This is a genomic window from Stappia sp. WLB 29, from assembly GCF_023507705.1.
Lineage (GTDB): Bacteria > Pseudomonadota > Alphaproteobacteria > Rhizobiales > Stappiaceae > Stappia.
On record NZ_JALBGD010000006.1, the window covers coordinates 84,606 to 111,435 of the forward strand.

The window sequence follows — 26,830 nt, forward strand, 5'->3', positions numbered from 1 at the left end:
CGAGAACCCGCCGTTTTCAGCGGGATTCCGAGGCATCCGTCAGCGGGTTCGTCGCGGCAGGCTGCTCCAGCAGAGGCCGCACGGCGCCGGCGATCGCCTGCTTTTCCGCATCCGAGAACTGACGCGGATCGGACGGGTCCTGGGCGACGCGCACGGTCACCTCGCGATGGGCGAAGTGGATGCCGTTGGCCTCGCACAGGTCGCGGATGCCGGAATAGACCACCTTGCGCAACTCGAACTGGTCGCCCGGGCGGGTCATGAACTTGACCCGGACGATCATCGCCGAATCCTCCAGCGCCGTGACGCCCTGAGACTTCACCGGCTGGAGGAATTTCGGTCCGTAGTCGGGATGCTGCATCAGGCTCTCGCCGAATTTCTTGATCAGCTTGCGCATCTTTTCCACGTCCGTGTCGTAGGTGACGCGGAAGGCCAGCTTCATCACCGCCCAGTCGCGGGAGAAGTTCTTCACGTGCTTGATTTCCCCGAAGGGCACGGTGTTCAGCGGTCCGTTGTGGTGGCGCAGCTGCATGGAACGGATCGAGATCTTTTCCACGGTACCCTTGACGCTGCCGAGGTCGATATACTCGCCCTTGCGGAAGGCATCGTCGATCAGGAAGAAGGCGCCGGAGAAGATGTCGCGGATCAGCGCCTGCGAGCCGAAGCCGACGGCAAGGCCGACGACGCCGGCACCGGCAAACAGCGGGGCGATGTCGATGCCGACCTGCGACAGCACGATCATGCCGCCGATCACGACGATGGTGATCAGCAGGAAATGGCGGAAGATCGGCAACAAGGTCGCCAGGCGGCTTTCGCCGACGCCGCCGATCTCCATGTCCTCGCTGCGCCCGCCCGACTGGCCGCGCTCCCGGCCGATCTGCCGGTCGATGGTCAGTTCCACCGCGCGGTAGCACATATAGGCGATGAAGGTGACGACGCCGATCTCGAAGAGATTGCCGAGGATGGAGGTCTCGTCGCGCGGGTCTATCCCCCAGCGCGACAGCACGTAGCCGAGAGCTATCACCGCCGACAGGATCGCCGCGCCGTGGTCCAGCAGGGCACGATAGGGCGAGCGTTGTCCTTCCGCGTCTGCGGCCTCCGCTGCCGCCTGGGCTGCGACCGCCTCGTGGTCCGGAAGCTCGCCGGCAGCCTCTTCGGCGCGCACCAAATCCTCGCTGCGCCGTGTCTGCTGCGCGTCGCTGTCGAGGCGCGGAAGCAGGAGGCGGTCGATGACGAGCACCATCAGGCCGTAGGCGGCGGCCCAGATCAGGCCGGCGAGAACCGGCGCGGCGACAAGGCCGAGGGCGGCCTCGCGCTCCAGCAAAATCCGGCCGGAGGAGACGATGAAGGCGGCGAGGAAATAGAGGAGAAGCAGGGGAAGCCAGAGGCGCTGGAGCACCCGGCGGCGATCGTTGTCCCCGCCGGCGGAGCCGCCGGAGAGCAGCCTGCCGAGGGCGCCGCGATGGGCGACGGCGACGGCCGAGAGCAGCAGGCAGGTGAGGCCGACGGAGAGGGTCGCCAGCAGCCGGTGGCCGCCTGGATCGAGGTCCATCGCATCCAGCCACTCGTGCAGCGCAACGGTCAGAGCAGCGACCGCGCCGGTCGCCACCAGCCAGCGGTAGAGGCTCGCTGCGCTCGCGTCATCGAGGGCGAGCATGCGGATGGCCCCATTTCCCGGCGCCAGAACAGCGGACAGAACGATGCGCAAAAGCAGAAGGATTCCAACGCTCTGCAGGCCGATGAGCAGAGTGACCCGGCCCGCCGCGTGATGGGAGGCAAGGAGGAAGGCGACCGCAAGCGCCACGACATAAAACAGCGCAATCGCCAGCAGCATGGCAAAGGCGCGGGCGATCAGGCGGGAGATGCGGGCCGCGCGTGTCGCTTGGGGCGGGCGGGCCGGCAGCAGCCGGGCGAAGAGCCAGCGTTCGCCGGCAAGAAGGGCGAAGCTGCCGGCGATGAGCGAGGCGGCGAGCACGGCGAGCGTCGCCGGCAGCCAGTCGGGGTTGTCCCCGGCCCGGCCGGCAATGGCGGCGGATATCATCGAGGGCATGGCGGCGGCCGCACCGAGCGTGTCGGCAAGGGCCGCGCGCAGCTCAAGTCCAAGGCGTACCAAGGGTTTATCGGCCGCCATCTCCATCGCCGTCGCGCCCTGGGCGGCAGCGGCTCCCGCGCTTGCGGCGATTGCGACCGCGCTCGCAAAAATTCCGGCCCTGCGGCCGCCTGCGACCCGTTGCGAGACCTTGCTCATGGACTCTGTCCCCCGATGCCCGCGGACGCCGTGGCACGGCCGTCGCGCCGCACGCCCACCATCAACTTAGTGGCAACCTAGCGGGGCAAGCTTACAGAATCTTTTTGCAAGACACCGAAAGGGCGGAGATTTTCGCGCAAAAGCGCGAGCTTCGAGCAACGCCGGGCGCCCGGCGAACGCTCCACATGCAAACGCCCGGGCAAGGCCCGGGCGCCGAAACTGGTGGATCGCCGGCCGCAGCCGAGGATCGGGGGATGCCGGTTGTCCCCGGCATCCGGTTTCTTGAAATCGTCGTTCGGGCCTGCGCGAATTTTGCGACGAATTTTGCAAAATTCCGTTCCGAAATCGCCCAATTTCGATACGCGGCTCTACAAATCCGGAATTCGCGAGGTGCCTTGCTTCCTCCGTCCGACGGAGGTGGCTCGGGCCTCGACCTGCATGCCCCTGTCTGGTCCTTTTCGCCTCAGAAGACGCCGACGACGATGGCGCCGACGAAGGCGAATGCCGCACACACGGCCAAGAGATTAATATTGCGGACAAGTGTCATATCGTGGCCTCCCGCAGTCTCTCGATACATGAAGGATAAGTTACCGGGGCCAGCCGGCAAAGCGAAAAAGATGCTGCGTTGCGTCGCAGCCACGCAGCTTGCCGCAAGCCTCGTTAGGAATGGCAAGCGCAACCGGCGATTTCGGCCCTGTTGCCAATCGTCGTTTGGCGAGGGGAAATGAAGTCCAGCGCGAGGGTGCGACCCGGCGCGAAAGATCATGGTGCAGTGCAATATCGACGTCCCGACCCATTGCGCTCCGTCGACGCAGAGGGAAAAAGGCAAGATACTTCAGTCGTTTGAAAATATATACACACTTCGACTGAGGATTAACTGGAGGGAAACAGGATCGGCTTACCCTCGAGTTCACACGCTGTGGAAGGACTGGGGTATGAAAACTGCGGAACTGACCGAGCTGGCCCGCAGCGGTTCGCCGGAAAGCATCGGCGAACTGATCACCGCGCTCACCGAGTTGTTTCTCAAGGCCGACGACCAGGAGCGAAGCCGGGTCAGTCCGGTTTTCGGCGACGTGGTGCTGCGTGTGCTCGACCGACTGGACACGCCGGTCCGCAAGGCGATGGCCTCCAGAATACGCGCCGAGACCGAGGCGCCGCGCGACTTGCTGAAGGCGCTGGCGAAGGATGCCGAACTGGCCGTCGCCCGGCCGGTGCTGGAAGGCGGCAGTCTGTTGACCGACGAGGACCTGGCCGAGGTCGCGCAGGCGGGAATCCCGGCGCGGCATCTGGAAGTGATGTGCGCGCGGCAGGGCATCAAGCCGGTGCTCAGCCGGGTGCTGGCGCAAAAGGGCGACAGCGGCGTGCTGTGCGCGCTGCTGGGCAACGAGACGGCGCGGATCGGCGCGGACTCCTTCGACCTGCTGCTGGCGCGCTCGCGCAAGGATGCCGAGTTGCAGACCGCGCTCGCCTTGCGGCAGGACCTGCCGGAGCCGGTGGCGGCGAAGCTGGTGCCGTTCCTGTCGAAGGAACTGGCGCAGCAGGTGCGCGACACGAATGCCAACCCGGTGCTGGTCAAGGCGTTGGCGGAGCACGCGGCGCGCGAGGTCGAGATCCGCATGCGCGAGATCGGCGGCGCCAAGTCGAAGATCGACCTCCTGATCGAAGGGGCGATCGCCGGCACGGTCCCGATCGACCAGGCGGTCGTCGTCTTCGCCGACAAGGACCGTGCCTTCGATCTGGGCAAGGTGCTGGCGGGCAAGGTCGGCTGGCCGGAAAACGTCGTGGTGCCGCTGCTCTACCGCGACGACGAGCATCCGCTCTTCGTGCTGGCGCGGATCGCCGGCGTGTCCGACGAGGCTTATGTGAAAGTGGTGCGGATGCGCGGCAAGAAGATGCGCCTGTCGTCGGCGAGCGCCAGCGAGTCGGCACGCAGATTCGGCGCGATGACGCTGGAAGCAGCGCGCGGCGAGTTCATCACCATGGCCCGCAAGATGAAACTTCCGGTGGAGATCGCCGGAGGCTGACACACCCGGCCTCGCGTATTCCGGTCTATCCCCGCTCTGTCCCCGGCCGCAGTCGCGGCCTGTCCCCGGAAAGGGCGCGCGTCAGCCGGCCTTCGCCAGGCACTCCTCCAGCCAGCGGGCGGCGAGCAACGTGGCGCGGTCGCGCCCGTACGGACCGATCAGCTGGATGCCGAGCGGCAAACCGCCGGTGGTGGCGAGGCCCGGCACGTTGATCGACGGTCCGCCCATCAGCGTCCACACCCGGTTGAAGACCGACGAGCCGGTGGAGGCGAGGCCGGCGGGCGCGGCGCCGGGCGCCGACGGCATCATCAGCACATCGACCTGCGACATCACCTCGGCGAAGGCACGGCGTGCCTGTCGGGCGACCTCGAGCGCGGCGTCATAGGCGGCCGGCTCGATGGCCGCGCCGTCCTCCAGCGTGCGCATCAGGACCGGGCTGATCAACTCGGGTGCAGCGTCGACCTCGGCGGCGAGCGCACGCGTCGCCTCGAAATCCTGGATGGTCTGGTGGGCGGCGAAGGCCTCGCGGAAGACCGGAGGCAGTGAGATGCGCGAAACGGCGGCCCCGGCGCGGGTGGCGCGGGCAACGGCTGTTTCCAACGCGCCCTGCATGTCGTCGTCGGCCTGGGCCCAGGGCTGCGGCTCGACGACGCCGATGCGCGGCGGCATGGGCACCATGGCGTCGACCCGCCAGTCGCGCGCGGACAGCGCACTGCCGGCGAAGGCGACGTCGGCGACGCCCTTGCCGAACAGGCCGAGCGTGTCCAGCGTCCAGGAGAAATATTTCATGCCGACCGTCGGCAGGTGGTCGAAGGACGGCTTGAAGCCGACGACGCCGCAGAAGGAGGCGGGGCGCACCACCGAGCCGCCGGTCTGGGTGCCGATGGCGAGCGGAAAGAAGCCGGCGGCGACACCCGCGGCCGAGCCGGAGGACGAGCCGCCCGGCGTGTGCTCGAGATTGTGCGGATTGCGCGTCGGCCCGGGCTGGAAGAAGGCGAATTCGGTGGTGACGGTCTTGCCGAGAACGGCCCCGCCGGCGCGGCGGGCGAGGGCGACGGTCACCGCATCCACCGCCGGCTGGTGGTTCTCGTGGATCGGCGAACCGTAGCGCGAGGGAAAGTCGGCCGTGTCGATATTGTCCTTCACGGCCAGCGGCAGGCCCAGGAGCGGGCCGCGCGCGGAGCGGGCGGCGCGGCGGGCGGCCTCGACGTCGTGGCAGACGAAAGCACGGATCGCGCCTTCCTGTTCGGCGATGCGCGCCGCGATGTCGTCGTAGAGCGCGTCGATATCCATCGTTCCGGCGTCGAGGGCACGGGCGAGTTCCAGGGCAGACAGCATGGGTTCCTCCTCAGCGGGGGACGATCATCACCAGCCGTGCCGAGACTGCAAGTTTTTTCAGGTAATTGCACGCTGTGGCTGCCTTGCGCGATACTCTGTGACCGGAACGCGAAACGGCCCGGCGGGAGGGGCCGGGCCGTTCGGGGAGGGGGCCAGGTTCAACTTCTTGCCATTACTGGCAGAAGCGCTGCTGGCCCGAGTAGGTGGTGTAGGTCCCGGTGTTCGGGTTGAAGCTCCGGTACTTGGAGGCGCAGTAGGAGTACCACTCCGGGGTGTAGGGCTCCAGGCCGCCGCCCACCACGACCGGTGCGGCCGGGGTGTAGATCGGATTGCCGCGATTGGCCGGGTCGATATAGACGTTGCCGCGGACCGGGGCCGGATCGCGATAGATGTATTCCGGCTCGTAAACCCGATCCGGAGCGCTCAGCGCCGAGCCGAGGATCGCGCCGGCGGCAAGGCCGATCACGCCAGCGGCGACGGCGGCGCCGGCATCGTTGCCGCGATTGCCGCGGTGATGGCGATAGCCGTAATTCGGACGATGCGGGCGGTGGACCCGGTGGTGCTTGTAGCCGCCGCCATTGCCCCAGCCGTGACGGCCGTCGCGGGCCTCGGCAGACGGCGCGAGCGAGGGCACGAGCAGGGCGCCGGCAAGCGCGACGGCAAGCACGCGGGCAGAGATTTGCTTGAGGGCCATGGGGTCGTTCCTTCCAGTGGCTTCGATGTTCCGATGGGGCGAGATTGCCATTCCGCAATTGAACGAGGTCTGAGGTATCCGTTCATCCGGCGTTCAGGTTCCGCGCCCCATTCGGCAGCCCCAGCGAGCGCATTTCAAATGCGAAAACCACACTGGAAACATCTATTTGCTGGTCACCCTCGTGAATCTGAAGTCCGTAGAGCATGCCGCGACATGGGACGAACTTCAGATTCGGGTGACCGGTGTGGCGACCCAAGATCAGCGGCAGAACCGATACTTGCCGGAATAGGCAAGGAAATAGCCGGTCTCGGGGTTGAAGCTCCGGTACTTGCGCGAGCAGTAGGAGTACCACTCGGGGGTCCAGGGTGCGTAGCCGCCGCGACGGACCGGCGGATCGATATATTCCCGGCCGCCGCCGCTCAGCGCCGAACCGAGGATCGCGCCGGTGGCAAGGCCGAAGATCGCCGCGCCGCCAATGGCAGCACCGTTGTTGCGGTGATGGCGATAGCTGCGGCGGTCGTGCCACCCGTGGCGCGGGCGATAGTGGCGGTGTCCCCGGTATCCCCGGTTCCCGCGATGCAACGTGGAATAGCCATCGTTGCCGCGGTTCGGGTTAAACCGGCGATGCTGACCGCGACGAGCGTCGTATCCCCCGCCTCCTACGAGGATCACGTTTTCGCCAACGGCGGAGCTGCCGATCTGCTCGGCCGAAGCACGGCCCGGCGCGGTGATCTGGGCGGTGAGGGCGAGCACGGCAACGAGCGCCCCCCGGACGGCCCAGGATACCAGTCGCCCTGCGCGATATGCGGTGGATGCGGCCATGACAGGCCTCCTTTCGAAACGATTAACCCTTCTTTACCATTGCCTCTTTTGTGGCGAGAGCAAGGCCCGGCCTGTCGATCCCGCCCAAGGGGCGGGGGCCAGCGGGCCATTGCTTTCCGCCGGTGGCGCAGGCAAAAGAGCGAGAGCCACGCGATGCAGCGGTAGCCAGTTCACGCAAGGATAACTCCCGAACATGGAAAGGCGTTCCGTGGCTGAAAACGATCGACCGCAGGTGATCCGCCCCACCGACGACGAAGCCCGGCTGCTGTCGCGCCGGCTGGTGCGCCTGGCGCGCTTCGGTGCCCTCGGCGTCATCGACCCGCAGGACGGGATGCCGTTCGTGTCCCGCGTCGGGCTTGCCACCGAAATGGACGGCACGCCGGCGATGCTGGTCTCGCGCCTGTCGCAGCACACGAGCGCGGTTGCCGCCGATCCGCGCTGCTCGCTGCTGGTGGGCGAGCCGGGCAAGGGCGACCCGCTGGCCCATCCGCGCCTGACCATCGTTGCCCGCGCGGAGCGGATCGACCCGGCCGATCCGGCGCATGCGGCCGTGCGCCGTCGCTACCTGCTGCGCCATCCCAAGGCAAAGCTCTATGTCGACTTTCCCGATTTCGCCTTCTTCCGCATCCGCCCGGAGCGTGCGAGCCTCAATGGCGGCTTCGGCAAGGCCTACCACCTGACGGCGGACGACCTGCTGCTGTCGGGGCCGGCGCTGGCGGATCTGGCCGGCGCGGAGGCGGGGGCCGTCGACCACATGAACGAGGATCACCTCGACGCGGTCGCGCTCTACGCGGAGAAGCTGGCGAAGGCCGGCAGCGGCGCCTGGCGCCTGTCCTCGCTCGATCCGGCGGGGCTGGACCTCGTCGACGGCGACAGGGTGGCGCGGCTCGACTTCGACCCGCCGCTGGCGAGCGCGGGCGAGTTGCGCGCACGCCTGGTCGCCCTTGCGAAACAGGCAAGGGCTGGTGAATCATCTCCCTGACCGAGAACCTGGCCTGGGACCCGGCCGACACATCTGCATGCCTTCGAGGAGAGAGCCGACACCGTGACTGCGACCCGCATCCTGCCCGTCCCGCCGCTCGTCGTCGCGGTTCTCGTTCTTCTGGCGGCCGCGCTCGGTGCGAGTCCTGCCGCGGCCTACCGGCTGGAGCCGTTCAAGGACCGGCTGTTCTCCTATCCGGGCCTTCTGGCCGGCAAGGCGGACGATCCGTTCGTCATCGTCGACTACGACAAGCGCCGCGACATCCACCGCCGCGACAAGGTGTGGGAGCGGGAGGTCTACGGCGAATACGTGTCGATGAAGCCGAGCGGCTCGCAGGAAGACCTGACGCTGAAAGCGAACGGGCGCACGATCAGCTACATGCGCGTCGGCGAGCCGCGCGGGGCGCGCAGCATCGTCATCTACGTGCACGGGCAGGGCGGCAACCGCTTCCAGGGCATGAACGACGTCAGCTTCGGCGGCAACTTCAACCGCATCAAGAACCTGATGGTCCGCAACGCCGGCATCTACATGACGCTCGACGTCAAGAATTTCGACGCGCGCGGGGCGGGCGACGTCAAGGCGTTGATGCAGCACTACATGCGCCAGGCGCCGCAGGCGCGGGCCTATGTCGCCTGCGGTTCGATGGGCGGCTTCCTGTGCTGGGAGCTGGCGCGCGACAGCGGCGCGGCGGCGATGATGGGCGGCATGCTGCTGATGGGCTCGACCTGGGACGATGCGTTCCTGTCGAGCGGCACGTTCCGGGGCGGGCGGCTGCCGATCTATTTCGGCCATGGCAGCTGGGACGAGGTCTACGACTGGAAGAAGCAGGCCGCGTTCTACGAGCGGCTGAAGGCGCGCAAGTCCGACTATCCGGCGCGGTTCGCGTTGTTCGAGACCGGCACCCACGGAACGCCGATCCGCATGACCGACTGGCGGCTGATCCTCAACTGGATGTTCGCTGCTACCGGCCGCTGAGAGCGCCGGAGGCGCTGCCCGGTCTGGCCATGGCCGCAATCAAAAACGGGCCGCCCATGGGACGACCCGCTTCCATCGGCTCTCGCGAGCGGACCGGTTACTTCCAGACCACGTCGTTGTTGCGGACGGTGATCGTCGACATGTCGCAGTAATCTATATTCGCATCGACATAGGTGCCGTCGGTGAAGTCGATGCGGGTGCGCACGGTGCACTCGCCCTCATCGGTGCCGAAGTCCATTTCGAACGTGTCGCCCGGCACGATGATCTCGTCCAGCCAGTTGTCGCTCCACGCGCCGTTTTCCTGGGTGCGGAAGGAGGTGACGTTGGCGGTCGAGCGGTTTTCCAGATCGAACTTCCACTCGTTTGCGGCAGCGGCGCCGGTGGCGACAAGCAGCACGGCCGTGGCGGCCAGAAGTGTTTTTGCAGTCATGGTCCAGTCCCAGGATCAAGCGCGGCCCAATCGCCGGCGCAGGACGATACAACTGCGCCATTTTCCTGGATAGGCGGATAATTTTTCCGCCCGTGCAGGGGGCGAGACCACCTGTGCGGGGCCGGTCGAGAAGGGCGCCAAGGTCGCGCTCCTCAAGAAAAAACCGCCCCAAAGGGGGCGGTTTCTCATGTCTTTCAAATGACTGCGACGGGGGCTTATTCGGTGCCCTGGATCGCCGCGAGCACCCACTCGCCGCCCTTCTGGCGGCGGAAGGTCCACAGCTCGGTGCTTTCCTGCGGCTCCTCCAGGCTGCCCGAGATCACCCGGCCGGAATTGCGGTCGAGGACGGCATCGAGGGCGGAAAAGCGCATGGCGACGGTCGCGTAGTCGTCACTGCCTTCGCTCCAGGCCTCGGAGAGGTCGCCCTGCAGCAGCTTCACGTCCGAGACGGCGTTGCGCCTGCCGGCGGAGGCGAGCTCGCCCAGCTCTTCGGCGAGGAAGGACATGGCCTCGGGCGTGGCAAGACGGCGCAGCGCCGCATAATCCTCGCGGCCATAGGCTTCCTGCACTTCGGCCAGCATCTGCTCGAAGCGGTCGAAGTCGGCTTCCTCCAGGTCGAGCGGGGTTTCGATGACCGAAACCTGGAACGGTGCGGCCGTGCCGCTGCCCGTGCTGCCCGCGCCGCCGAAGCTGAACGGAGTGCGCGCCGTGTCCGCGGCAGTGCCGCCGAAATTCGGGGTGCCGCCGGCCGCTGCCGCTGCCGGCTGCTGGCGCCGCCCGAAGAAGCGCATCGCCAGAACGACGAGGAAGCCGATGAGCGCGACCTGAAGGATCAGGCCGAGGAAGCCGGCGAAGCCGCCGAGGCCGCCGCCGAACAGCATGCCGAGCAGGCCGCCCATCAGCAGGCCGCCGAGAAGGGCGCCGCCCATGCCGCCGAACAGGCCGCGCGAGGGCTGGGCCGCCTGCTGCTGCCGGGCACCGGCGCCGGGCGTCGCCTGCTGGCCCTGTGCGGGCTGCGGCGTCATCGTGCGCTGGACGGGCGCTGCCGTGCCGGGCGCGGTGTTGGTCGGGGCGGGGGCGGAAAAGGTGCGGGCACCGCGGCTGCCGAAACCGCTGCCGCCGGCCCGGCGCGCTTCGGCAAAATCGACGGCGGCGAAAAGCGCGGCAATTCCAAGGGCAATAACGGCTGTCGTCTTGCGCATCCGGCTGGCGGCAGCTTGCATCGGGATTTCCTCCACTGGGTTCTTGTCGAGAACAACGCACGTCATATGGGAGGCCGCCGGGCGCATTGCCAGCGCAATCGGCTGGTTGGCGCCGGTGTTTTCGGCAGGGCGGGGGCGTCCCGCCTCACGCTTGCTGGGGGTGCCAATGGTTCCCGGTTCCGCGCTGCGCTGGACCGGGATGACGGCCGAGAGGGAGGCAGCGCCGCCGCCGCCCCTTCCGTTGTCGGTCCCGGCCATTTTCAGCCGGCGCGGCCCCAGCCGCCGGCGGTCGGGGTGATGACGGTGACCGCCTCGCCCGCCTTCAGCACCGTCTGGTCGCAGCCGGCCAGTTCCTCGATGCTGCCGTCGAGACGGCGCACCAGGGTTTTCCCGAGCTGGCCGTCGCCGCCGCCGTCGCCGCCCTTCGGGGCGATGGTGCGGTGGGACGACAGGATCGCCAGCTCCATCTCCTCCAGGAAGCGGATGGTGCGCTTGGTGCCGTTGCCGGCATGCCACCTGCCCGTGCCGCCAGAGCCCTCGCGGATGTGGAAGTCCTCCAGCAGCACCGGATAGCGGAATTCCAGCACCTCCGGATCGGTGAGGCGCGAGTTGGTCATGTGCACATGGACGCCGTCGGTGCCGTTGAAGCCGGGACCGGCGGGCGAGCCCGAGCACAGGGTCTCGTAATACTGGTAGGTGGCGTTGCCGAAGGTCAGGTTGTTCATCGAGCCCTGGCTGTTGGCCATGGCTCCCAACGCGCCGAACAGGGCGTTGGTGACGTGCTGGCTGGTCTCCACGTTGCCGGCGACGACGGCGGCCGGGTAGGCCGGCTTCAGCATGCAGCCGTCGGGGATGACGATGTGGATCGGCCTGAGGCAGCCCGCATTCATCGGGATGTGGCCTTCGACCATGACGCGGAAGCAGTAGAGCACGGCCGCGCGGGTGACCGGCTCGGGCGCGTTGAAGTTGTTCGGCTTCACCTCGCTGGTGCCGGTGAAGTCGACGGTCGCCTCGCGCTTCGTCTTGTCGACGGTGATCTTCACGCGGATCACCGAGCCCTGGTCGGTCGGGTACTCGTACTCGCTGTCGGTCAGCGCCTCGATGACCCGGCGCACGCTCTCCTCGGCATTGTCCTGGACGTGGCCCATATAGGCCTGCACCACCTCAAGGCCGAAGTGGGAGACCATCTTGCGCAGCTCCTGCACGCCCTTCTCGTTGGCGGCAATCTGCGCCTTCAGGTCGGCGACGTTCTGCGTGACGTTGCGCACCGGCCAGGGATGGTCGGTGAGGACATGCACGAGTTCGTCCTCGCGGAAGCGGCCCTGGTCGACGAGCTTGAAGTTGTCGATCAGCACGCCTTCCTCGTCCACCGTGGTGGCACGCGGGGTCATGGAGCCGGGGGCCGAGCCGCCGACATCGGCGTGGTGGCCGCGGCTGGCCGCCCAGAACAGGATCTCCTTGCCCGCGTCGTCGAAGACCGGCGAGACGACGGTGATGTCCGGCAGGTGGGTGCCGCCGTTATAGGGCGCGTTGAGCGCGAAGACGTCTCCGGGGCGGATCCGGCCGGCATTGAGCTTGATCACCGTCTCGACGGAACGGTCCATCGAGCCGAGATGCACCGGCATGTGCGGGGCATTGGCGACCAGCGCGCCGGACGCGTCGAAGACCGCGCAGGAGAAGTCGAGGCGTTCCTTGACGTTCACCGAATAGGCGGTGTTCTGCAGCGTCACGCCCATCTGCTCGGCGATGGACATGAAGAGGTTGTTGAAGACCTCGAGCATGACCGGGTCGGCCTTGGTGCCGATGGCCTCGGCGCGGGCGAGCTTCTCGACGCGGCGCAGGACGACATGGTCCTTGGCGGTGATCTCCGCCTGCCAGCCCGGCTCCACGACGATGGTCTGGTGCGGCTCGACGATGAGCGCGGGACCGGAGAGCCTGTGGCCGGGCTTGAGGCCGGCGCGGGCGTAGAAGCCCGCCTCGCGCCACTCGCCCTCGGCGAAGATGCTGCCCGTGTCGGCCGGTTCGGGCGTGCCGGAGACGACCGGCAGGTCCGGCTCGTCGATGCCGGAGCCGCCGCCGACGGATTCCACCTCGAGCGCTTCCACGACGATCGGCTTGTTCTCGTAGACGAAGCCGAACTGGGCGCGGTGCGCATCGGCGAAGGCGCCGACCATGGCGTCGATGTCGCCGGGCACATAGGCGACCGGGATCGGGGTGTCCGTGCCCTCGTAGCGCAGCAGGGCGCGCGGCAGGTTGCGGATTTCGGCATCCGCGACGCCCTGGCCGGCGACCTCCGTGCGGGTCTCTGCCGACAGACGGTCCGCCAGAGCCTGAAGGTCTTCCAGCATCGCCGGCTCGAGCCGGCGCACGACCGCCTGCTGGCGGGTGGCGCGGATATCGGCAAGGCCCATGCCGTAGGCGGACAGGATGCCCGACAGCGGGTGGACGATCACCGTGGTCATGCCGAGGCTGTCGGCGACCGAGCAGGCGTGCTGGCCGCCGGCGCCGCCGAAGCAGGTCAGCGCATATTCGGTGACGTCGTAGCCGCGCTGGACGGAGATCTTCTTGATGGCGTTGGCCATGTTCTCGACGGCGATCTTCAGGAAGCCGTCGGCGACTTCAGCGGCGGAGCGGCCGTCGCCGATGCGCGCGGCCATCTCCTCGAACTTCGCCACCACCGCATCGCGGTCGAGCGGCTCGTCGCGCCCCGGTCCGAAGATCCTCGGGAAGAAGTCGGGGCGCAGCTTGCCGACCATGACGTTGGCGTCGGTGACGGCGAGCGGGCCGCCGCGGCGGTAGCAGGCGGGGCCGGGATTGGCGCCGGCCGAATCCGGGCCGACCTGGAAGCGGCCGTCCTTGTAGTGGAGGATCGAGCCGCCGCCGGCCGCGACCGTGTGGATCATCATCATCGGCGCACGCATGCGCACGCCCGCCACCTCGGTCTCGAAGGCGCGCTCGTATTCGCCGTTGTAGTGGGAGACGTCCGTGGAGGTGCCGCCCATGTCGAAGCCGATGACCGCATCGAAGCCGGCCATCTTCGAAGTCTCGACGGCGCCGACGACGCCGCCGGCCGGGCCCGACAGGATCGCGTCCTTGCCCTGGAAGAGGTCCGCGGCGGTGAGGCCGCCGGAGGACTGCATGAACATCAGCCGGCAGTCGGTGCCCTCGATCTGCAGCTCGCTCGCCACCTGCTCGACATAGCGGCGCAGGATCGGCGAGAGATAGGCGTCGACCACGGTGGTGTCGCCGCGCCCGACAAGCTTCATCAGCGGCGAAACCTCGTGGCTGACGGAGACCTGCGGGAAGCCGACCTTGCGGGCGATCGCGGCGACCTTCTTCTCGTGCTCGGGGAAGGCGTAGGCGTGCATGAAGACGATGGCGGCGGAGCGGATGCCGCTGTCATAGGCGGCCTTGAGGTCGCGCTCGACCTGGGCGAGATCCGGCTCGGCCTCGATGGTGCCGTCGACGCGCATGCGCTCGGCGACCTCCACGACGCGCTCGTAGAGCAGTTCCGGCTTGACGATCTCCTTGGCGAAGATGTCGGGCCGCGCCTGGTAGCCGATCTCCAGCGCATCGCGGAAGCCGCGGGTGGTGACCAGCAGGGTGCGGTCGCCCTTGCGCTCGAGCAGCGCGTTGGTGGCGACGGTGGTGCCCATCTTGACGGTGGCAATGCGCTCGGCCGGGATGCGCTCGCCGGAGGCGATGCCCATCAGCTCGCGGATGCCCTGGATGGCGGCGTCGCGATAGGCTTCCGGGTTCTCCGACAGGACCTTATGGGCGCGGATGCCGCCCTCGGGATCGCGGGCGACGATATCGGTGAAGGTGCCGCCGCGATCGATCCAGAAGTCCCACTTGCCGCTCGTCATGATGCGTTTCTCCGCTGGTCGGTCCGGCCGCCGTCCGCATCGTGCGGGGAGCCGGTTATTGGATCGTCGCTACGTCAACAATTTATCGAGAAAATGTCAATGTTGTTTTTGCGATTTCCCTCGCCCGCAAACGGGGCGGGCGAGGGAAGCTCTTGCAAAGCCGGACCTTACGGCCGGTTGCGCATGTTCTCGGGCAGCCAGGTCGCCAGCTCCGGGAAGGCGATCAGGATGAACACCATCACCACCATCAGCGCGAACATCGGCAGGGCGGCGCGGGCGATATAGGTCATCTCGTGCCGTGTCATGCCCTGCAGCACGAACAGGTTGAAGCCGATGGGCGGCGTGATCTGCGCCATCTCCACCACCACCACGACGAAGATGCCGAACCAGATGGCGTCGATGCCGGCGGCGCGGATCATCGGCTCGACCACCGCCATGGTCAGCACCACGGAGGAGATGCCGTCCAGGAAGCAGCCGATGACGATGTAGAAGACCAGCAGCGCCATCAGCAGCTCGAACCGCGAGAGCTGCATGTCGGCGATCCAGGCGGCGAGCGCGCGCGGCAGGCCGGTGAAGCCCATGGACAGCGACAGGAAGGCGGCGCCGGCGAGGATCAGCGCGACCATCGCCGAGGTGCGGGTGGCGCCCATCAGGCTCTCGCCGAAGGTCTTCCAGGTGAGCGAGCCCTGGCCGGCGGCAAGCAGCAGCGAGCCGATGACGCCGAGGGCCGCGGCCTCGGTGGCGGTGGCAAGGCCGGTATACATCGAGCCGATGACGACGACGATCAGTGCGATCACCGGGAGCAGGAAGCGCGAGTTGGCGAGCTTTTTGCGGAAGCTCATCTGCGGCTCGGGCTGCGGCTTGTAGTCCTTCGAGACCTTCGCGTAGACCGCGATATAGCCCATGAACAGGCTGGCCAGCACCAGGCCGGGCAGGATGCCGGCCATGAACAGCTTGGTGATGGATTCGTTGATGGTGACGCCGTAGACGATCAGCGTCAGCGAGGGCGGGATCATCAGGCCGAGCGTGGCGGCGCCCGCCAGCGTGCCGATCACCATCTTTTCCGGATAGTCGCGCTTGCGCAGCTCCGGCACCGACATCTTGCCGACCGTCGTCAGGGTGGCGGCGGAGGAGCCGGAGACGGCGGCGAAGACCGTGCAGCCGACGACATTGGTGTGCAGCAGGCCGCCGGGCAGACGGGCCATCCACGGCGCAAGGCCGCGGAACATGTCCTCCGACAGGCGCGTGCGGTAGAGAATCTCGCCCATCCAGATGAACAGCGGCAGGGCGGTCAGCGTCCAGGACGAGGAGGCGGCCCAGATCACCGTGATCATGGCGTCGCCCGCCGGGCGCGAGGTGAACAGTTCCATGCCGACGAAGGCGACGCCGAGCAGGGCAAGGCCCACCCACACGCCGGTGCCAAGGAGCAGGAACAGCACGAAGAGGAACAGGACGATGGGAGCGAAGGTTTCCATGGCGGCTTACTCCCCGTGGCTCTGTTCGACCGTGTCGGAGACGATGCCCGACGAGCCGAGGACGAGAACGCGGACCAGGTGATCCGTCATGGCGATCGCGAGAAGGACCGCGCCGGCGGCCATGGCCGACTGGGGGATCCAAAGGGGGGTGGCGTCCTGGCCCTGGCTGACGTCGTGCAGCTTGTGCGACCAGTAGACCGCCTTGATCGCGTAGTACGACAGGTACCAGGCGAGGGCGGCGCCGATGCCGAAGCACCAGACCTCGAGCCAGCGGCGATGGCGGCCGAGGGCGTTGAGCAGGATGCTGACCCGGATATGGGCGCCGCGGTTGAGCGCGTGGGCGAAAGCGAAGAAGGAGGCCGAGGCCATGGCGTAGCCGGCATAGCTGGCGGCGCCGGGGAAGATGAGGCCGGTCCAGCGGGCAACCATCTGCGCCACGATGATGGCGAGGATGGAGACCAGCGCCAGCGCGGCGATCATGCCGCCGGCCAGATACAGACCGTCCAGAAGGCGGCGAAGTCCGCGCCCGAATGCGATCATGGTCGTGTTCCGTGTGTGTTTCGGACCGGCCACGGCGCGACTGTCGCGCCGAACCGCGCAGCACGCGATCCGGCAGTCGACAGGCCGGCGCGGGCAGGAGCCCGGCTGTCAGGGACGGCGTGCTGCCACGACCTTCGGGCCGCGGCAGTCGCCGGATGCGCGCTCCTTCAAGCGGGCGCGCATCCGGACCGTCGGTGACGGAGGCGGCGGAGCGCGCCGCTCAGTTGGCCTTGTAGGCGTCGACGATGGCCTTGCCCTTGTCGCCGGCAGCCTTCAGCCACTCGTCGGTCATGGCCTCGCCGACCAGGGCCAGGTCGCTCTTGAGCTGGTCGCTGGGCTTGAGCACCTTCATGCCGTTGGAGGCAAGGCCGTCCAGCGTCAGCTTGGTGTAGTCCTTGGCCTTCTGCAGGCCGTCGGCCTCGGCCTTGGCGGCGCAGTCGGTGAAAACCTTCTTCATGTCGTCGGAGAGGCCGGCCCAGGTGTCCTTGTTGACCATCACCGAGTTGCGCGGCAGCCAGGCATCGACCTCGTAGAAGTGCGAGACGTTCTCCCACAGCTTGCTGTCGTAGCCGGTGGCGCCGGAGGAGATCATCGATTCGGCGACGCCGGTGGCGAAGGCCTGGGAGACCTCGGCCGCCTCGATCTGCACGGGGAGCATGCCGGTCAGCTCGGCGAGCTTGGCGGTGGCGGCGTTGTAGGCGCGGAACTTGATGCCCTTCATGTCGGAGCCGGAATTGACTTCCTTGTTGAAGTACAGGCCCTGCGGCGGCCACGGCACGCTGTAGAGAAGGACGAGGTTCTGGCCGTCCAGCGCCTCTTCCACTGCGCCTTCGGCGGCGTCCCAAAGCTTCACCGAATCGTCGAAGGAGGTGGCGAGGAAGGGAATGCTGTCGACGCCGAAGATCGGGTCTTCGTTGGCATGGGCGGAGAGCAGGCGCTCGCCGATCGGCACCTGGCCGGTCTGCACGGCGCGCTTGATGTCGGCGCCGCCGAACAGCGAGCCGCCCGGATGGGTGACGATCTCGATCTCGCCGCCGGTGCCCTCGGTGACGCAGGCGGCGAAGGCGGCCGCATTCTCGGAATGGAAGTTGGTCGCCGGATAGGCGAGGGGCATGTCCCACTTCTCGGCGGCAACCGCCGGGGAGGCGGCAGCGGCGGCCAGAAGCGCCGCGGTTACGATGCCGGTGGTGCTCTTGAGCAGGTCAGTCATGTTCGGTCCTCCATCGGCCGGGATCCGATTGTTCCGGATCTCGCGGCAGTGCTGGTCTCTGGTCGGTGTTCCCGCGGCCCAGCGCCCAATGCCTTACTCTAGACAGCGAAACGGGCGGGCGAATAGGGGGCGGGATCGATATTCGGCTTGCGGCCGGCGATCATATCGGCGACGAGGCGACCGGTCCTGGGACCGCCGGTCAGGCCGATATGATGGTGGCCGAAAGCCATCAGGACGTCGCCGCATGCCGGCGACGGCCCGATCACGGGGATGGAATCGGCCGGCGCCGGCCGGTGACCCATCCATTGGCGTGCGGCGCTCCAGCGCAGCGCGGGCATGGCCCGGCGCAGCTGGCGCTCCAGAAGCTCGAACGGCGCCTTTGCCGGTCCCGCGGCAAGGCCGCCGAACTCGACGACGCCGGCAAGGCGGATGCGCCCCTCCAGCGGCGTGGCGACGAATTTCGCGGAGGCGAACATGAAGGGCGCGCGCGGCATCGCGCTCGGCGCCTCCAGCTCCAGATGGTAGCCGCGCTCGCTCTCCAGCGGCACGGAAATGCCGAGCTGACGGGCGAGCGGCCCGGACCACACGCCGGTGGCCAGCACGGCACGGTCGCAGCCGAGCGGCCCGCCGTCGGTGGCAAGGCCGGTCAGCCGGCCGTTCTCGGTCACGAAGCCCTGCAGCGCGCCGCGCAGGAGCGTGCCGCCGCGCGCCTCGAACTCGGCGGCGAGATCCTTCACGTAGCGGCCGGGATCGCGGATGACGCCATGGTCGGCAAGGCGGACGGCGAAGCGGTTGGCCTCTCCCAGAAGCGGGTCGTAGGCCCCGAGCGCGGCGCCTTCCATCTCGTCCCAGGTGAAGCCGGCCTCGCGTCGCAGCCGCCAGCCATAGGCATCGCCCTCGAAGGCGGCGCGGTCGCGGTAGACATAGAGATAGTCGGACGGGGCGATCCAGCGCCCGGCCGGCGTGTCGCCGGCGAGCGCGCGGTGCTCGTCGAGGCTGTTGCCGACGATGGGCAGAAGCGCGCGGGCGATGCGCTCGGTCTCGGCAGCGTTGCAATGGGAGAGATATTTCGCAAGCCAGGGCAGCAGGCGCGGCAGGTAGGACCAGCGCAGGAACAGCGGGCTGTCCGGATCCATCAGCATGCGCGGCGCCTTGGCCGGCAGGCCGGGCACGGTGACCGGCACGACGGCGCAGGAGGCGAGCACGCCGCCATTGCCGTGGGACGTGCCCTCGCCGGGACCGGCGCGGTCGAGCAGGGTGACCTGATGACCGTCGGCAAGGAGGCGGAGCGCGGCGCTGACGCCGACGATTCCCGCGCCGATCACCACAATCCGCAAACGCCCGCTGTCGTGCTGCTGCACAGTGCCTCTCCCCGGCCAATTGTGACAAGTGTCGTGGGGTCAGGTTCTGTTGTCAACAATTTATCGACAAAATGTCCTTAATAGACTGCGCAAGATCCTTGAATTGCAGTCCTTCCGGTGCACAGTTCCCGGATAGGGGGCGTTCTTGCCAAGGTTGACGCAGGGTTTTCGGCAGGCGGGGCAGCAACGCCGTTTCGGGAGGAACGCGATGACGGTGCGTGGCGGCAAGGCGCTTTACGGCGCGGCGGTGGGGATCCTGATGCTGGAGGCGCGCTTTCCCCGCATCCCCGGCGACATGGGCAATGCGCTGACCTGGCCGTTCCCGGTGCATTACCGCATCGTGCGCGATGCGACGCCCGACCGGGCGGTGCGGCAGGGGGCGAGCGGACTGCTCGACGCCTTCGTCGCGGCCGGGCGGGAACTCGTCGCCGACGGGGTCGACGGCATCACCACCAATTGCGGCTTCCTCTCCCTGTTCCAGCGCGACCTGCAGGCGGCGCTCGGCGTGCCGGTGGCCGCGTCCTCCCTGATGCAGGTGCCGCTGGTCGACCGCCTGCTGCCGCCGGGCAAGCGCGCCGGCATCCTGACGATCTCCGCCGGCTCGCTGACGCAGGCGCATTTGGCGGCCGCCGGCTGTCCCGCCGACACGCCGGTGATGGGTACGGAAGGCGGGCGCGAGTTCACCCGCGCGATCCTCGACAACGAGGAGGCGCTCGACGTTGCGGCGGCGCGGACCGACAACGTGGAGGCGGCGCAGGCGCTTCTGGCGCACAGCCCGGATGTCGGGGCCATCGTGCTGGAATGCACCAACATGGTGCCCTACGCTGCCGACATTCGCGCTGCGACCGGGGTGCCGGTCTATTCGATCGAGAGTTTCGTGACCTGGTTCCACTCCGGTCTGGTGCCGCGACGCCATCCCTCCGCCTGAAGGATGGTTGCCCTTTCACCGCTCTCCGCCGTAGCCTTTGGCCAGAACAGTTCAGGCAGGACATCCATGACAGACAGCAGCCAGTCCGAAGACATTGCGCGCGGCGGCATCGGGCCGGTCGTCTCGGCCGCCCATCTCGCCTCCGGCGCGATGCCGGCGCTTTCGGAGGTCGAGTTCGCGGTGACCATGATGGTCAACGCCTATCACCGCTGGATGGTGCGCTGCATGGCGGCGGCCGGTGCGCCGGGGATGAGCCCGCTCGACACCTTGGTGCTGCACTCGGTCAACCACCGCGGCCGGCCGAAGTCGCTCGCCGACATCTGCCTGGTGCTGAACATCGAGGACACGCACACCGTCACTTATGCGCTGAAGAAGCTCGCCGCCGCCGGGCTGGTGGAAACGGGCAAGCGCGGCAAGGAGAAGACGGTGGCGATCACCCGCGCCGGCGAGGCGATCTGCATGGAGTACCGGCGGCTGCGCGAGGCGCTGCTGGTCGGGCCGGTAAAGGGGCTCGGCATGGACGAGACCGAGCTGTCGCGGCTGGCCGCGACGCTGCGCTCGGTCTCCGGCCATTACGACCAGGCCGCGCGCGCCGCAGCGGCAATGTAACGGCCGGTCTCAGACCGCGCCGACCGTGCGGGACTGATCCCCGGCGGTCCGGCTTTTGCCTTCTTCCGGATCCGCTTCCGATTCGGCCGTCACGGCGACGCCGTCCGCACCCGCGTCCATGACGAAGGTGTCGATATCCGCATCGCCAAGGCGTGGGCCGTCGGCTGCCTCGGGTATATCGAACGGGAGCTGCGGCAGGTCCTGCTCGCCGGCGGCCAGCAGCAACTGCTCGCGCCGCACCTGCTGGGCGAGAACGACGGTATCGCTGGCGGACTGGTCGGACAGGTCCATCGGCTTGCCGAAGAGGAAGCCCTGCACCTTGTCGCAGCCGGCAATGCGCAGCAGCGCGACCTGGGTCTCGTCCTCCACCCCTTCCGCCGTGATCGTGACATCGAGCGAACGCCCCAGGCCGACGATGGAGGCGATGATCGCGTCGGTCGTCGGGTTCTTGCCGACGGTGGCGACGAAGGAGCGGTCGATCTTGATCGTGTCGAAGGGGAAGCGCGACAGGTAGCTGAGGCTCGAATAGCCGGTGCCGAAATCGTCCATCGCCACGGACACGCCCATCTGGCGGATCTGCGCCAGCGTCTTCACGACGGCATCGGTGTCGGAGATCAGCAGGCCTTCAGTGATCTCCACCTCCAGCCGCTCCGGCGCCAGGCCGCTGGTCTCGAGCGCATGGGCGACGCGCTCCTCCGTGCGGCCGGGGCGGAACTGGGCAGGGGACAGGTTGACGGCGACGGTGAGCGAGGTGTCGCGCCAGCGGGCGGCCTCGTGGCAGGCGTGCAGCAGCACCCAGGCGCCGATGTCCTCGATGAGGCCGGCATCCTCGGCAATGGGAATGAAGACGGTCGGCGAGATGGTGCCTCGCTCGGGATGCTCCCAGCGCAGCAGGGCCTCGTAGCCGGTCAGCTTGAGATCGAGCAGGGAGAATTGCGGCTGGTAGAGCAGGCGGAACTCGTCCTGGACCAGCGCCTTGCGCAGGTCGCTCTCCAGCAGCTTGCGCTTCTGCGCCTCCGCGTCCATGTCCGGCGTGTACCAGACATAGGTGGACCGGCCCGAATGCTTGGCCCGGTAGAGCGCAAGGTCGGCGCAATGCAGCAGGCGGGAGGCGCGCCAGGCGGCCTCCGAGGCCTGGGCGACGCCGATGGACAGCGAGATCGGGATGTCCTTGCCGTCGATGCGGGTAGGGATGCGGGTGGCGGCGATCATCGACGAGGCGAGGCGGGTCACCGCCTTGCGGTCGAGGTCGCGGGCGATCAGCACGGCGAACTCGTCGCCGGACAGGCGGGCGACCAGATGGTTGCCGAAGACGGTGCTCAGCCGGTCGGCGATCACCTGCAGGAACAGATCGCCCGCAGCGTGGCCGTAGGTGTCGTTGATGGCCTTGAACTTGTCGACGTCGATCAGCATGACCGAGATGTTGCCGGCTTTGGCGCTGGCGACCCGCAACGCCTCGTTCAGCTTGGTGGAGAAAACGGTGCGGTTGGGCAGGCCGGTCAGCGCGTCGTGATGGGCGAGGAACTGGATCGTCTTGCTGGCCTTCAGCCGGTCGCGGAAGCGCATCCACACGAACAAGGCGGCAAGGCCGACGGCAGCGAAGATCATCGCCATCAGGATACCGATGCCGATATGGACCACCTCGGTGAGGAACAGGCCGGTCGTCGCCTGGTCGTAGACGACGATGATGGCGCCGTCGACCGCGTCGCCGTTGCGGATCGGCACGGCAAGCAGGGTGGAGTCCGATCGCGTGCCGAACAAGGTGGAGGGAATGTCGACGGCGCGCGGCGTCCCTGCGGCAAGGTCGCGCAGCAGGGCGTCGATGCGCGGGGCGAGGCGGTCGAGCGCCTGTCGGTCGACGCGCGGCAGTACGGAGGCCTGCGACAGAGACACCGTGCCGGGAGCGAAGCGGAGCACGGCGACGGTACTGGCAAGGTCGCTGCCGTCGAGCTCTTCCACGAACTCGGCGATGGACGCCTCGCGGTCGATCTTCGTCGGATTGGGGGCCGGGCGGGCCGACGCGGGCGCTGCAGCGGTGCGGCTTCCGTCGACACCGTCGATGGAGCGACGCAGGCTCTGATCGGCAAAGGCGGCGATCTCCTCGTCGGAGACCTTGTCGTTCTTCAGAAGATGGTGGTTCAGGTCGCGGTCGATCCGTCGCGCCGTTTCCTGCGCGTCGCGGGTGTAAATTGCCTTGGAAAAGAATACATTTGCCGCATGGATCGTTCCGGCGAAACCCGCAACGATCGTGATGCCCACAAAGATGCCCAGCAACGTCTTTAGGTTGCGCAACCTGACCTGCCCCCGGCGACGCACCTCTGTCGCCTTCATCCATGAAACTGTCTTGGGGACGGATCATGACATCGCAAGGTTTCCAGACATTGAATCATGCGTCCGCATCCTGCCTGCCGGCGGGACGTGACGCCGGATAAGACGGAGCAGACCATGACCGCAGACGACAGGCGTACCGAGACCGACTCGATGGGAGCGGTGGAGGTGCCGGCGGACCGCTACTGGGGCGCCCAGACCGAGCGTGCGCGCCACCACTTCGCCATCGGGCGCGATCCGTTCCCGCTGGAGATCATCCATGCGCTGGCCGAGATCAAGCGCGCGGCCGCGCTGGCCAATGCGCAGATCGGCGTGCTGGACCAAAAGCGCGCCGACCTGATCGTCGAGGCTGCCGAGGAGGTGACCGGCCGGCGCCACGACGGGGAGTTCCCCTTGCATGTGTGGATGACCGGCTCGGGCACCCAGGCCAACATGAACGTCAACGAGGTGATCGCCAACCGGGCCATCGAGCTCGCCGGCGGACGGATCGGCTCCAAGGATCCGGTGCATCCCAACGATCATGTCAACCGCTCGCAGTCCTCCAACGACGTGGTGCCGACGGCGCTCAACGTGGCGGCGGCGCTGATGATCGCCAACCGGGTGCGGCCGGCGCTGAAGGTGCTGCGCGACGCGCTGGCCGAAAAGGCCCATGCCTGGAAGGACCTGGTGAAGATCGGCCGCACGCACATGCAGGACGCGGTGCCGATGACGCTCGGCCAGGAGTTCGCCGGCTATGTCGGCATGCTGGACGACAACGACGAGCGGCTGGCCTTCGCGCTGAAGGGGCTGATGAAGCTGGCCATCGGCGGCACCGCCGTCGGCACCGGACTGAACGCGCCGGAGGGCTTCGACGGCAAGGTGGCGGCGGAACTGTCGCGCCGCTGCGGCCTGCCCTTCGAGGCAGCGGCGAACAAGTTCACGGTGATGGGCGCCCACGACGCGATGGTCGCGGCCTCGTCCATGCTGAAGGTGCTGGCGGTCTCGCTGCACAAGATCGCCAACGACATCCGCCTGCTGTCCTGCGGGCCGCGCGCGGGCTTTGCCGAGCTGCGGCTGCCGGAGAACGAGCCGGGCTCCTCTATCATGCCGGGCAAGGTCAACCCGACGCAGTGCGAGGCGCTGGCGATGCTGAGCGTGCAGGTGATCGGCCTCGACGTCGCCAGCAGTTTCGCCGGTGCGGGCGGGTTGCTGGAGATGAACGTCTACAAGCCGATGCTGGGGGCCAATGTGGTGGAGAGCTGCCGCATGCTGGCGGACGGCATGGAGCATTTCGCGCGCTTCGCCGTGGCGGGCATGGAGGCGGACGAGGCGCGGCTGGCCGAGACGGTGAACCGTTCGCTCATGCTGGTCACCGCCCTGACGCCGGAGATCGGCTACGACAAGGCGGCGGCGATCGCCCACCACGCGCATCACGAGGGGACGACCCTTCGCGAGGCGGCGCTGGCGCTGGGCCATATCGACGCGGCGACGTTCGACCGGATCGTCGATGCCGCGTCGATGACCGGCCCGATGCCGAAGATCTGACGTCGTTTCCTGCTCCGGCGCCCGTTCAGCGTGCCGGGGCGGATCTCGTGGCGGCTTGCGACAGCCCCGTGTGGCGAGGCCGGTCGTCTGTGCTAGAACGCTGGGCTAGAACGCTGGAAAGAGTCGGTGTTCGTTCGCGAATGCCGTACCTCAGGCGTCATGGGGAACAGGTCGGGGACAGCATGAAGGATCGGGTCGTACTTCTGACCGCCGCGGGCAGCGGCATGGGCGCGGCGGTCGCGCGCAAGCTGGCGGACGAGGGCGCGCGCGTCGCCATCCTGTCGTCCAGCGGCAAGGGCGCGGCGCTGGCGCAGGAACTGGGCGGCCTCGGCCATACCGGGTCCAACCTGGAGCCGAAGGACCTTGCCGCATTCGTGGAGGCGGCGATGGCGCATTTCGGGCGGATCGACGCGGTGGTCAACAGCGCCGGCCACGGACCGAAGGGCGAGGTGCTGGCGATCAGCGACGAGGACTGGCACCTGGGCATGGACTACTACCTGCTCAACGTGGTGCGGATGTGCCGGCTGGTGACGCCGCAGTTCCAGGCGCAGGGAAGCGGCGCGATCGTCAACATCTCCACCTATGCGGCCTTCGAGCCGGAGGCGGCGTTCCCGACCTCGGGCGTGTTCCGCGCCGGGCTTGCCGCCTTCACCAAGCTCTACTGCGACCGCTATGCGGGCGATGGCATCCGCATGAACAACGTGCTTCCGGGCTTCATCGACAGCCTGCCGGAGAAGGAGGACCGCCGCGCGCGCATCCCGATGGGCCGCTATGGGACCGTTTCGGAAGTGGCGGACACGGTCGCCTTCCTGTTGTCGGACGGCGCCGGCTACATCACGGGGCAGAACCTGCGCGTCGATGGCGGCATCACGCGGTCTGTCTGAGGCGGCATTCGCGACATGAACATCTGGTCTGCGATCAGTGCGGTGGCGGCGGCAATCGGCGCGGGCGGTGCCCAGATCGTCGACCGCATCGTGCAGTTCATCGTCTCCTCCGGCGACGGGCGGGGCGACCGTGCGGTGGTCTTCACCGTCGCCATGATCGCGCTGTCGGCCAAGATGGCCAAGGCGGACGGCGTGGTGACCGGCGACGAGGAGATCGCCTTTCTCGACGTGTTCGACATCCCGGCCGGCGAGGAGCGCAACGTCGCGCGGCTGTTCAACCTGGCCAAGCAGGATGTGGCCGGCTACGAGACCTATGCGGAGCGGCTGGCGGCGCTGTTTCCCGACGATCCGGAAATCCGCGTGGACATCCTCGACGCGCTGTTCCACATCGCCAAGGCGGACGGCATCGTGCACGAATACGAGCTGGCCTACCTGGAACGCATCGCCGAGATCTTCGGGCTGGACGAGCGGGCCTTCAACCAGATCCTCGCCCGGCATGTGCGCAGCGAGGAGGACCCTTACCGGGTGCTGGGCGTCGCCGGAAGCGTGCCGGACGAGGAGATCAAGCGGCACTACCGCAAGCTTGTGGCGGAAACCCATCCGGACCGGCTGATCGCCCGCGGCGTGCCGGAGGAATTCGTGCGCATCGCCAACGACCGGCTGGCGGCGCTGAACGTCGCCTATGCCAAGATCGCGGCGGAGCGGGGGCTGTGACGGCGACGACACCACCATGAGGGAGGTACGGCAATGATCGATATGACGACGCTTGCGGCCTATGTGGCGATCGTCCTGGGGTTCGTCTTCATTCCCGGGCCGGCGACGCTGCTCACCGTGGCGCGGGCGACGACCTCGGGGACACGGGTCGGCATCTCGACCGGAGCCGGCATCGCCGCCGGCGACCTGGTGCACACCGTGATGGCGGTGGTCGGCCTCTCGGCGATCATCGCAACGTCCGCCATGCTGTTCTCGATCATCAAGTATCTGGGCGCGGCCTATCTGATCTATCTCGGCATCCGCGCTCTGTTCGAGCGGCCTTCCACCGACCTGTCCGCCGGGACGCGGGCCATCGGCGCGGGGGCGGCGTTTCGCCAGGCGGTGCTGGCCGAAGTGCTGAACCCGAAGACGGCCCTGTTCTTCCTGGCGTTCCTGCCGCAATTCGTGAAACCGGAGAACGGATCGGCGGCGCTGCAGCTTCTCGCGCTGGGGGTCCTGTTCGTGCTGATCGGGCTGTTCAGCACCGTCGTGTTCGCGCTGGCCGCGGGCCGGCTCGGCAATTTCCTCCGCCGCAACCCCGTCGTCCTGAAGTGGCAGGGCAAGGTGGTCGGCGGCATCTACTGCGCGCTCGGGGTCAGGCTCGCCCTGCAGGACCGCTGAGAGCACCACGGAAAGACAT

The 26,830-nt window shown here is 67.9% G+C and carries 21 protein-coding genes; 9 read left to right on the forward strand and 12 right to left on the reverse strand.

Annotated features, from left to right (window positions below; genetic code table 11):
• Positions 1–16: 16 nt before the first annotated feature.
• A complete protein-coding gene (locus tag MNI96_RS13160; RefSeq protein ID WP_249693826.1) occupies positions 17–2,245 on the reverse strand; it encodes a mechanosensitive ion channel family protein in 2,229 nt (742 codons plus the stop codon).
• Between the two features lie 935 nt (positions 2,246–3,180).
• On the opposite strand from MNI96_RS13160, the gene MNI96_RS13165 reads away from it, so the two are divergent.
• Entirely contained in the window at positions 3,181–4,269 is a 1,089-nt protein-coding gene (locus tag MNI96_RS13165; protein ID WP_249693828.1) for a DUF2336 domain-containing protein, read from the forward strand.
• Positions 4,270–4,350: 81 nt separating this feature from the next.
• Here MNI96_RS13165 and MNI96_RS13170 read toward each other — a convergent pair whose 3' ends face one another.
• The 3 genes from MNI96_RS13170 to MNI96_RS13180 form a co-directional block, all read right to left on the reverse strand.
• Positions 4,351–5,607 (reverse strand): amidase, encoded by a 1,257-nt coding sequence (locus tag MNI96_RS13170; protein ID WP_249693830.1) that lies wholly within the window; start codon positions 5,605–5,607, stop codon positions 4,351–4,353.
• Positions 5,608–5,779: 172 nt separating this feature from the next.
• Complete coding sequence (locus MNI96_RS13175) at positions 5,780–6,301, reverse strand: BA14K family protein (RefSeq protein ID WP_249693838.1); 522 nt, start codon at positions 6,299–6,301, stop codon at positions 5,780–5,782.
• A gap of 258 nt (positions 6,302–6,559) precedes the next feature.
• Positions 6,560–7,123, reverse strand: a complete 564-nt coding sequence (locus tag MNI96_RS13180) for a BA14K family protein (RefSeq protein WP_249693839.1) — start codon at positions 7,121–7,123, stop codon at positions 6,560–6,562.
• A gap of 193 nt (positions 7,124–7,316) precedes the next feature.
• Between MNI96_RS13180 and MNI96_RS13185 the strand changes: the two genes are divergently transcribed.
• Positions 7,317–8,105, forward strand: coding sequence for a HugZ family pyridoxamine 5'-phosphate oxidase (locus MNI96_RS13185; protein ID WP_502960336.1), 789 nt, complete (start codon positions 7,317–7,319; stop codon positions 8,103–8,105).
• A 63-nt stretch (positions 8,106–8,168) separates the two neighbouring features.
• Entirely contained in the window at positions 8,169–9,080 is a 912-nt protein-coding gene (locus MNI96_RS13190) for an alpha/beta hydrolase (RefSeq protein WP_249693841.1), read from the forward strand.
• Positions 9,081–9,177: 97 nt separating this feature from the next.
• Here MNI96_RS13190 and MNI96_RS13195 read toward each other — a convergent pair whose 3' ends face one another.
• The 7 genes from MNI96_RS13195 to MNI96_RS13225 form a co-directional block, all read right to left on the reverse strand.
• Positions 9,178–9,510 (reverse strand): hypothetical protein, encoded by a 333-nt coding sequence (locus MNI96_RS13195; protein ID WP_249693842.1) that lies wholly within the window; start codon positions 9,508–9,510, stop codon positions 9,178–9,180.
• A 215-nt stretch (positions 9,511–9,725) separates the two neighbouring features.
• Positions 9,726–10,733 (reverse strand): TIM44-like domain-containing protein, encoded by a 1,008-nt coding sequence (locus tag MNI96_RS13200; protein WP_249693843.1) that lies wholly within the window; start codon positions 10,731–10,733, stop codon positions 9,726–9,728.
• Between the two features lie 239 nt (positions 10,734–10,972).
• Complete coding sequence (locus MNI96_RS13205; protein ID WP_249693844.1) at positions 10,973–14,578, reverse strand: hydantoinase B/oxoprolinase family protein; 3,606 nt, start codon at positions 14,576–14,578, stop codon at positions 10,973–10,975.
• A gap of 167 nt (positions 14,579–14,745) precedes the next feature.
• The gene (locus MNI96_RS13210; protein WP_249693845.1) at positions 14,746–16,053 is read right to left on the reverse strand and encodes a TRAP transporter large permease; all 1,308 of its coding nucleotides are present in this window, start codon (positions 16,051–16,053) and stop codon (positions 14,746–14,748) included.
• A gap of 6 nt (positions 16,054–16,059) precedes the next feature.
• Positions 16,060–16,593 carry a TRAP transporter small permease gene (locus tag MNI96_RS13215; protein WP_249693846.1) on the reverse strand — a complete coding sequence of 178 codons (534 nt, stop codon included), beginning with the start codon at positions 16,591–16,593 and terminating at the stop codon, positions 16,060–16,062.
• A 220-nt stretch (positions 16,594–16,813) separates the two neighbouring features.
• Positions 16,814–17,803, reverse strand: a complete 990-nt coding sequence (locus MNI96_RS13220) for a TRAP transporter substrate-binding protein (RefSeq protein WP_249693847.1) — start codon at positions 17,801–17,803, stop codon at positions 16,814–16,816.
• Between the two features lie 98 nt (positions 17,804–17,901).
• Positions 17,902–19,164 (reverse strand): NAD(P)/FAD-dependent oxidoreductase, encoded by a 1,263-nt coding sequence (locus MNI96_RS13225; protein WP_249693848.1) that lies wholly within the window; start codon positions 19,162–19,164, stop codon positions 17,902–17,904.
• A 208-nt stretch (positions 19,165–19,372) separates the two neighbouring features.
• Between MNI96_RS13225 and MNI96_RS13230 the strand changes: the two genes are divergently transcribed.
• Positions 19,373–20,092: an aspartate/glutamate racemase family protein gene (locus MNI96_RS13230; RefSeq protein ID WP_249693850.1), complete on the forward strand. Its 720-nt coding sequence runs from the start codon at positions 19,373–19,375 to the stop codon at positions 20,090–20,092.
• Between the two features lie 66 nt (positions 20,093–20,158).
• Positions 20,159–20,701: a winged helix DNA-binding protein gene (locus MNI96_RS13235; protein WP_249693852.1), complete on the forward strand. Its 543-nt coding sequence runs from the start codon at positions 20,159–20,161 to the stop codon at positions 20,699–20,701.
• A 9-nt stretch (positions 20,702–20,710) separates the two neighbouring features.
• On the opposite strand, the gene MNI96_RS13240 is transcribed toward MNI96_RS13235, so the two are convergent.
• Complete coding sequence (locus MNI96_RS13240; RefSeq protein WP_249693854.1) at positions 20,711–22,960, reverse strand: putative bifunctional diguanylate cyclase/phosphodiesterase; 2,250 nt, start codon at positions 22,958–22,960, stop codon at positions 20,711–20,713.
• A 186-nt stretch (positions 22,961–23,146) separates the two neighbouring features.
• Here MNI96_RS13240 and MNI96_RS13245 point away from each other — a divergent pair, with 186 nt between their 5' ends.
• The 4 genes from MNI96_RS13245 to MNI96_RS13260 all read left to right on the forward strand — a co-directional run bounded on the left by MNI96_RS13245 (position 23,147) and on the right by MNI96_RS13260 (position 26,811).
• Complete coding sequence (locus MNI96_RS13245; RefSeq protein ID WP_249693856.1) at positions 23,147–24,553, forward strand: class II fumarate hydratase; 1,407 nt, start codon at positions 23,147–23,149, stop codon at positions 24,551–24,553.
• A 182-nt stretch (positions 24,554–24,735) separates the two neighbouring features.
• Complete coding sequence (locus MNI96_RS13250; protein ID WP_249693858.1) at positions 24,736–25,437, forward strand: SDR family oxidoreductase; 702 nt, start codon at positions 24,736–24,738, stop codon at positions 25,435–25,437.
• A gap of 15 nt (positions 25,438–25,452) precedes the next feature.
• Positions 25,453–26,151 carry a J domain-containing protein gene (locus MNI96_RS13255; RefSeq protein WP_249693860.1) on the forward strand — a complete coding sequence of 233 codons (699 nt, stop codon included), beginning with the start codon at positions 25,453–25,455 and terminating at the stop codon, positions 26,149–26,151.
• A gap of 33 nt (positions 26,152–26,184) precedes the next feature.
• A complete protein-coding gene (locus MNI96_RS13260) occupies positions 26,185–26,811 on the forward strand; it encodes a LysE family translocator (protein WP_249693862.1) in 627 nt (208 codons plus the stop codon).
• The last annotated feature ends 19 nt before the right edge of the window (positions 26,812–26,830 follow it).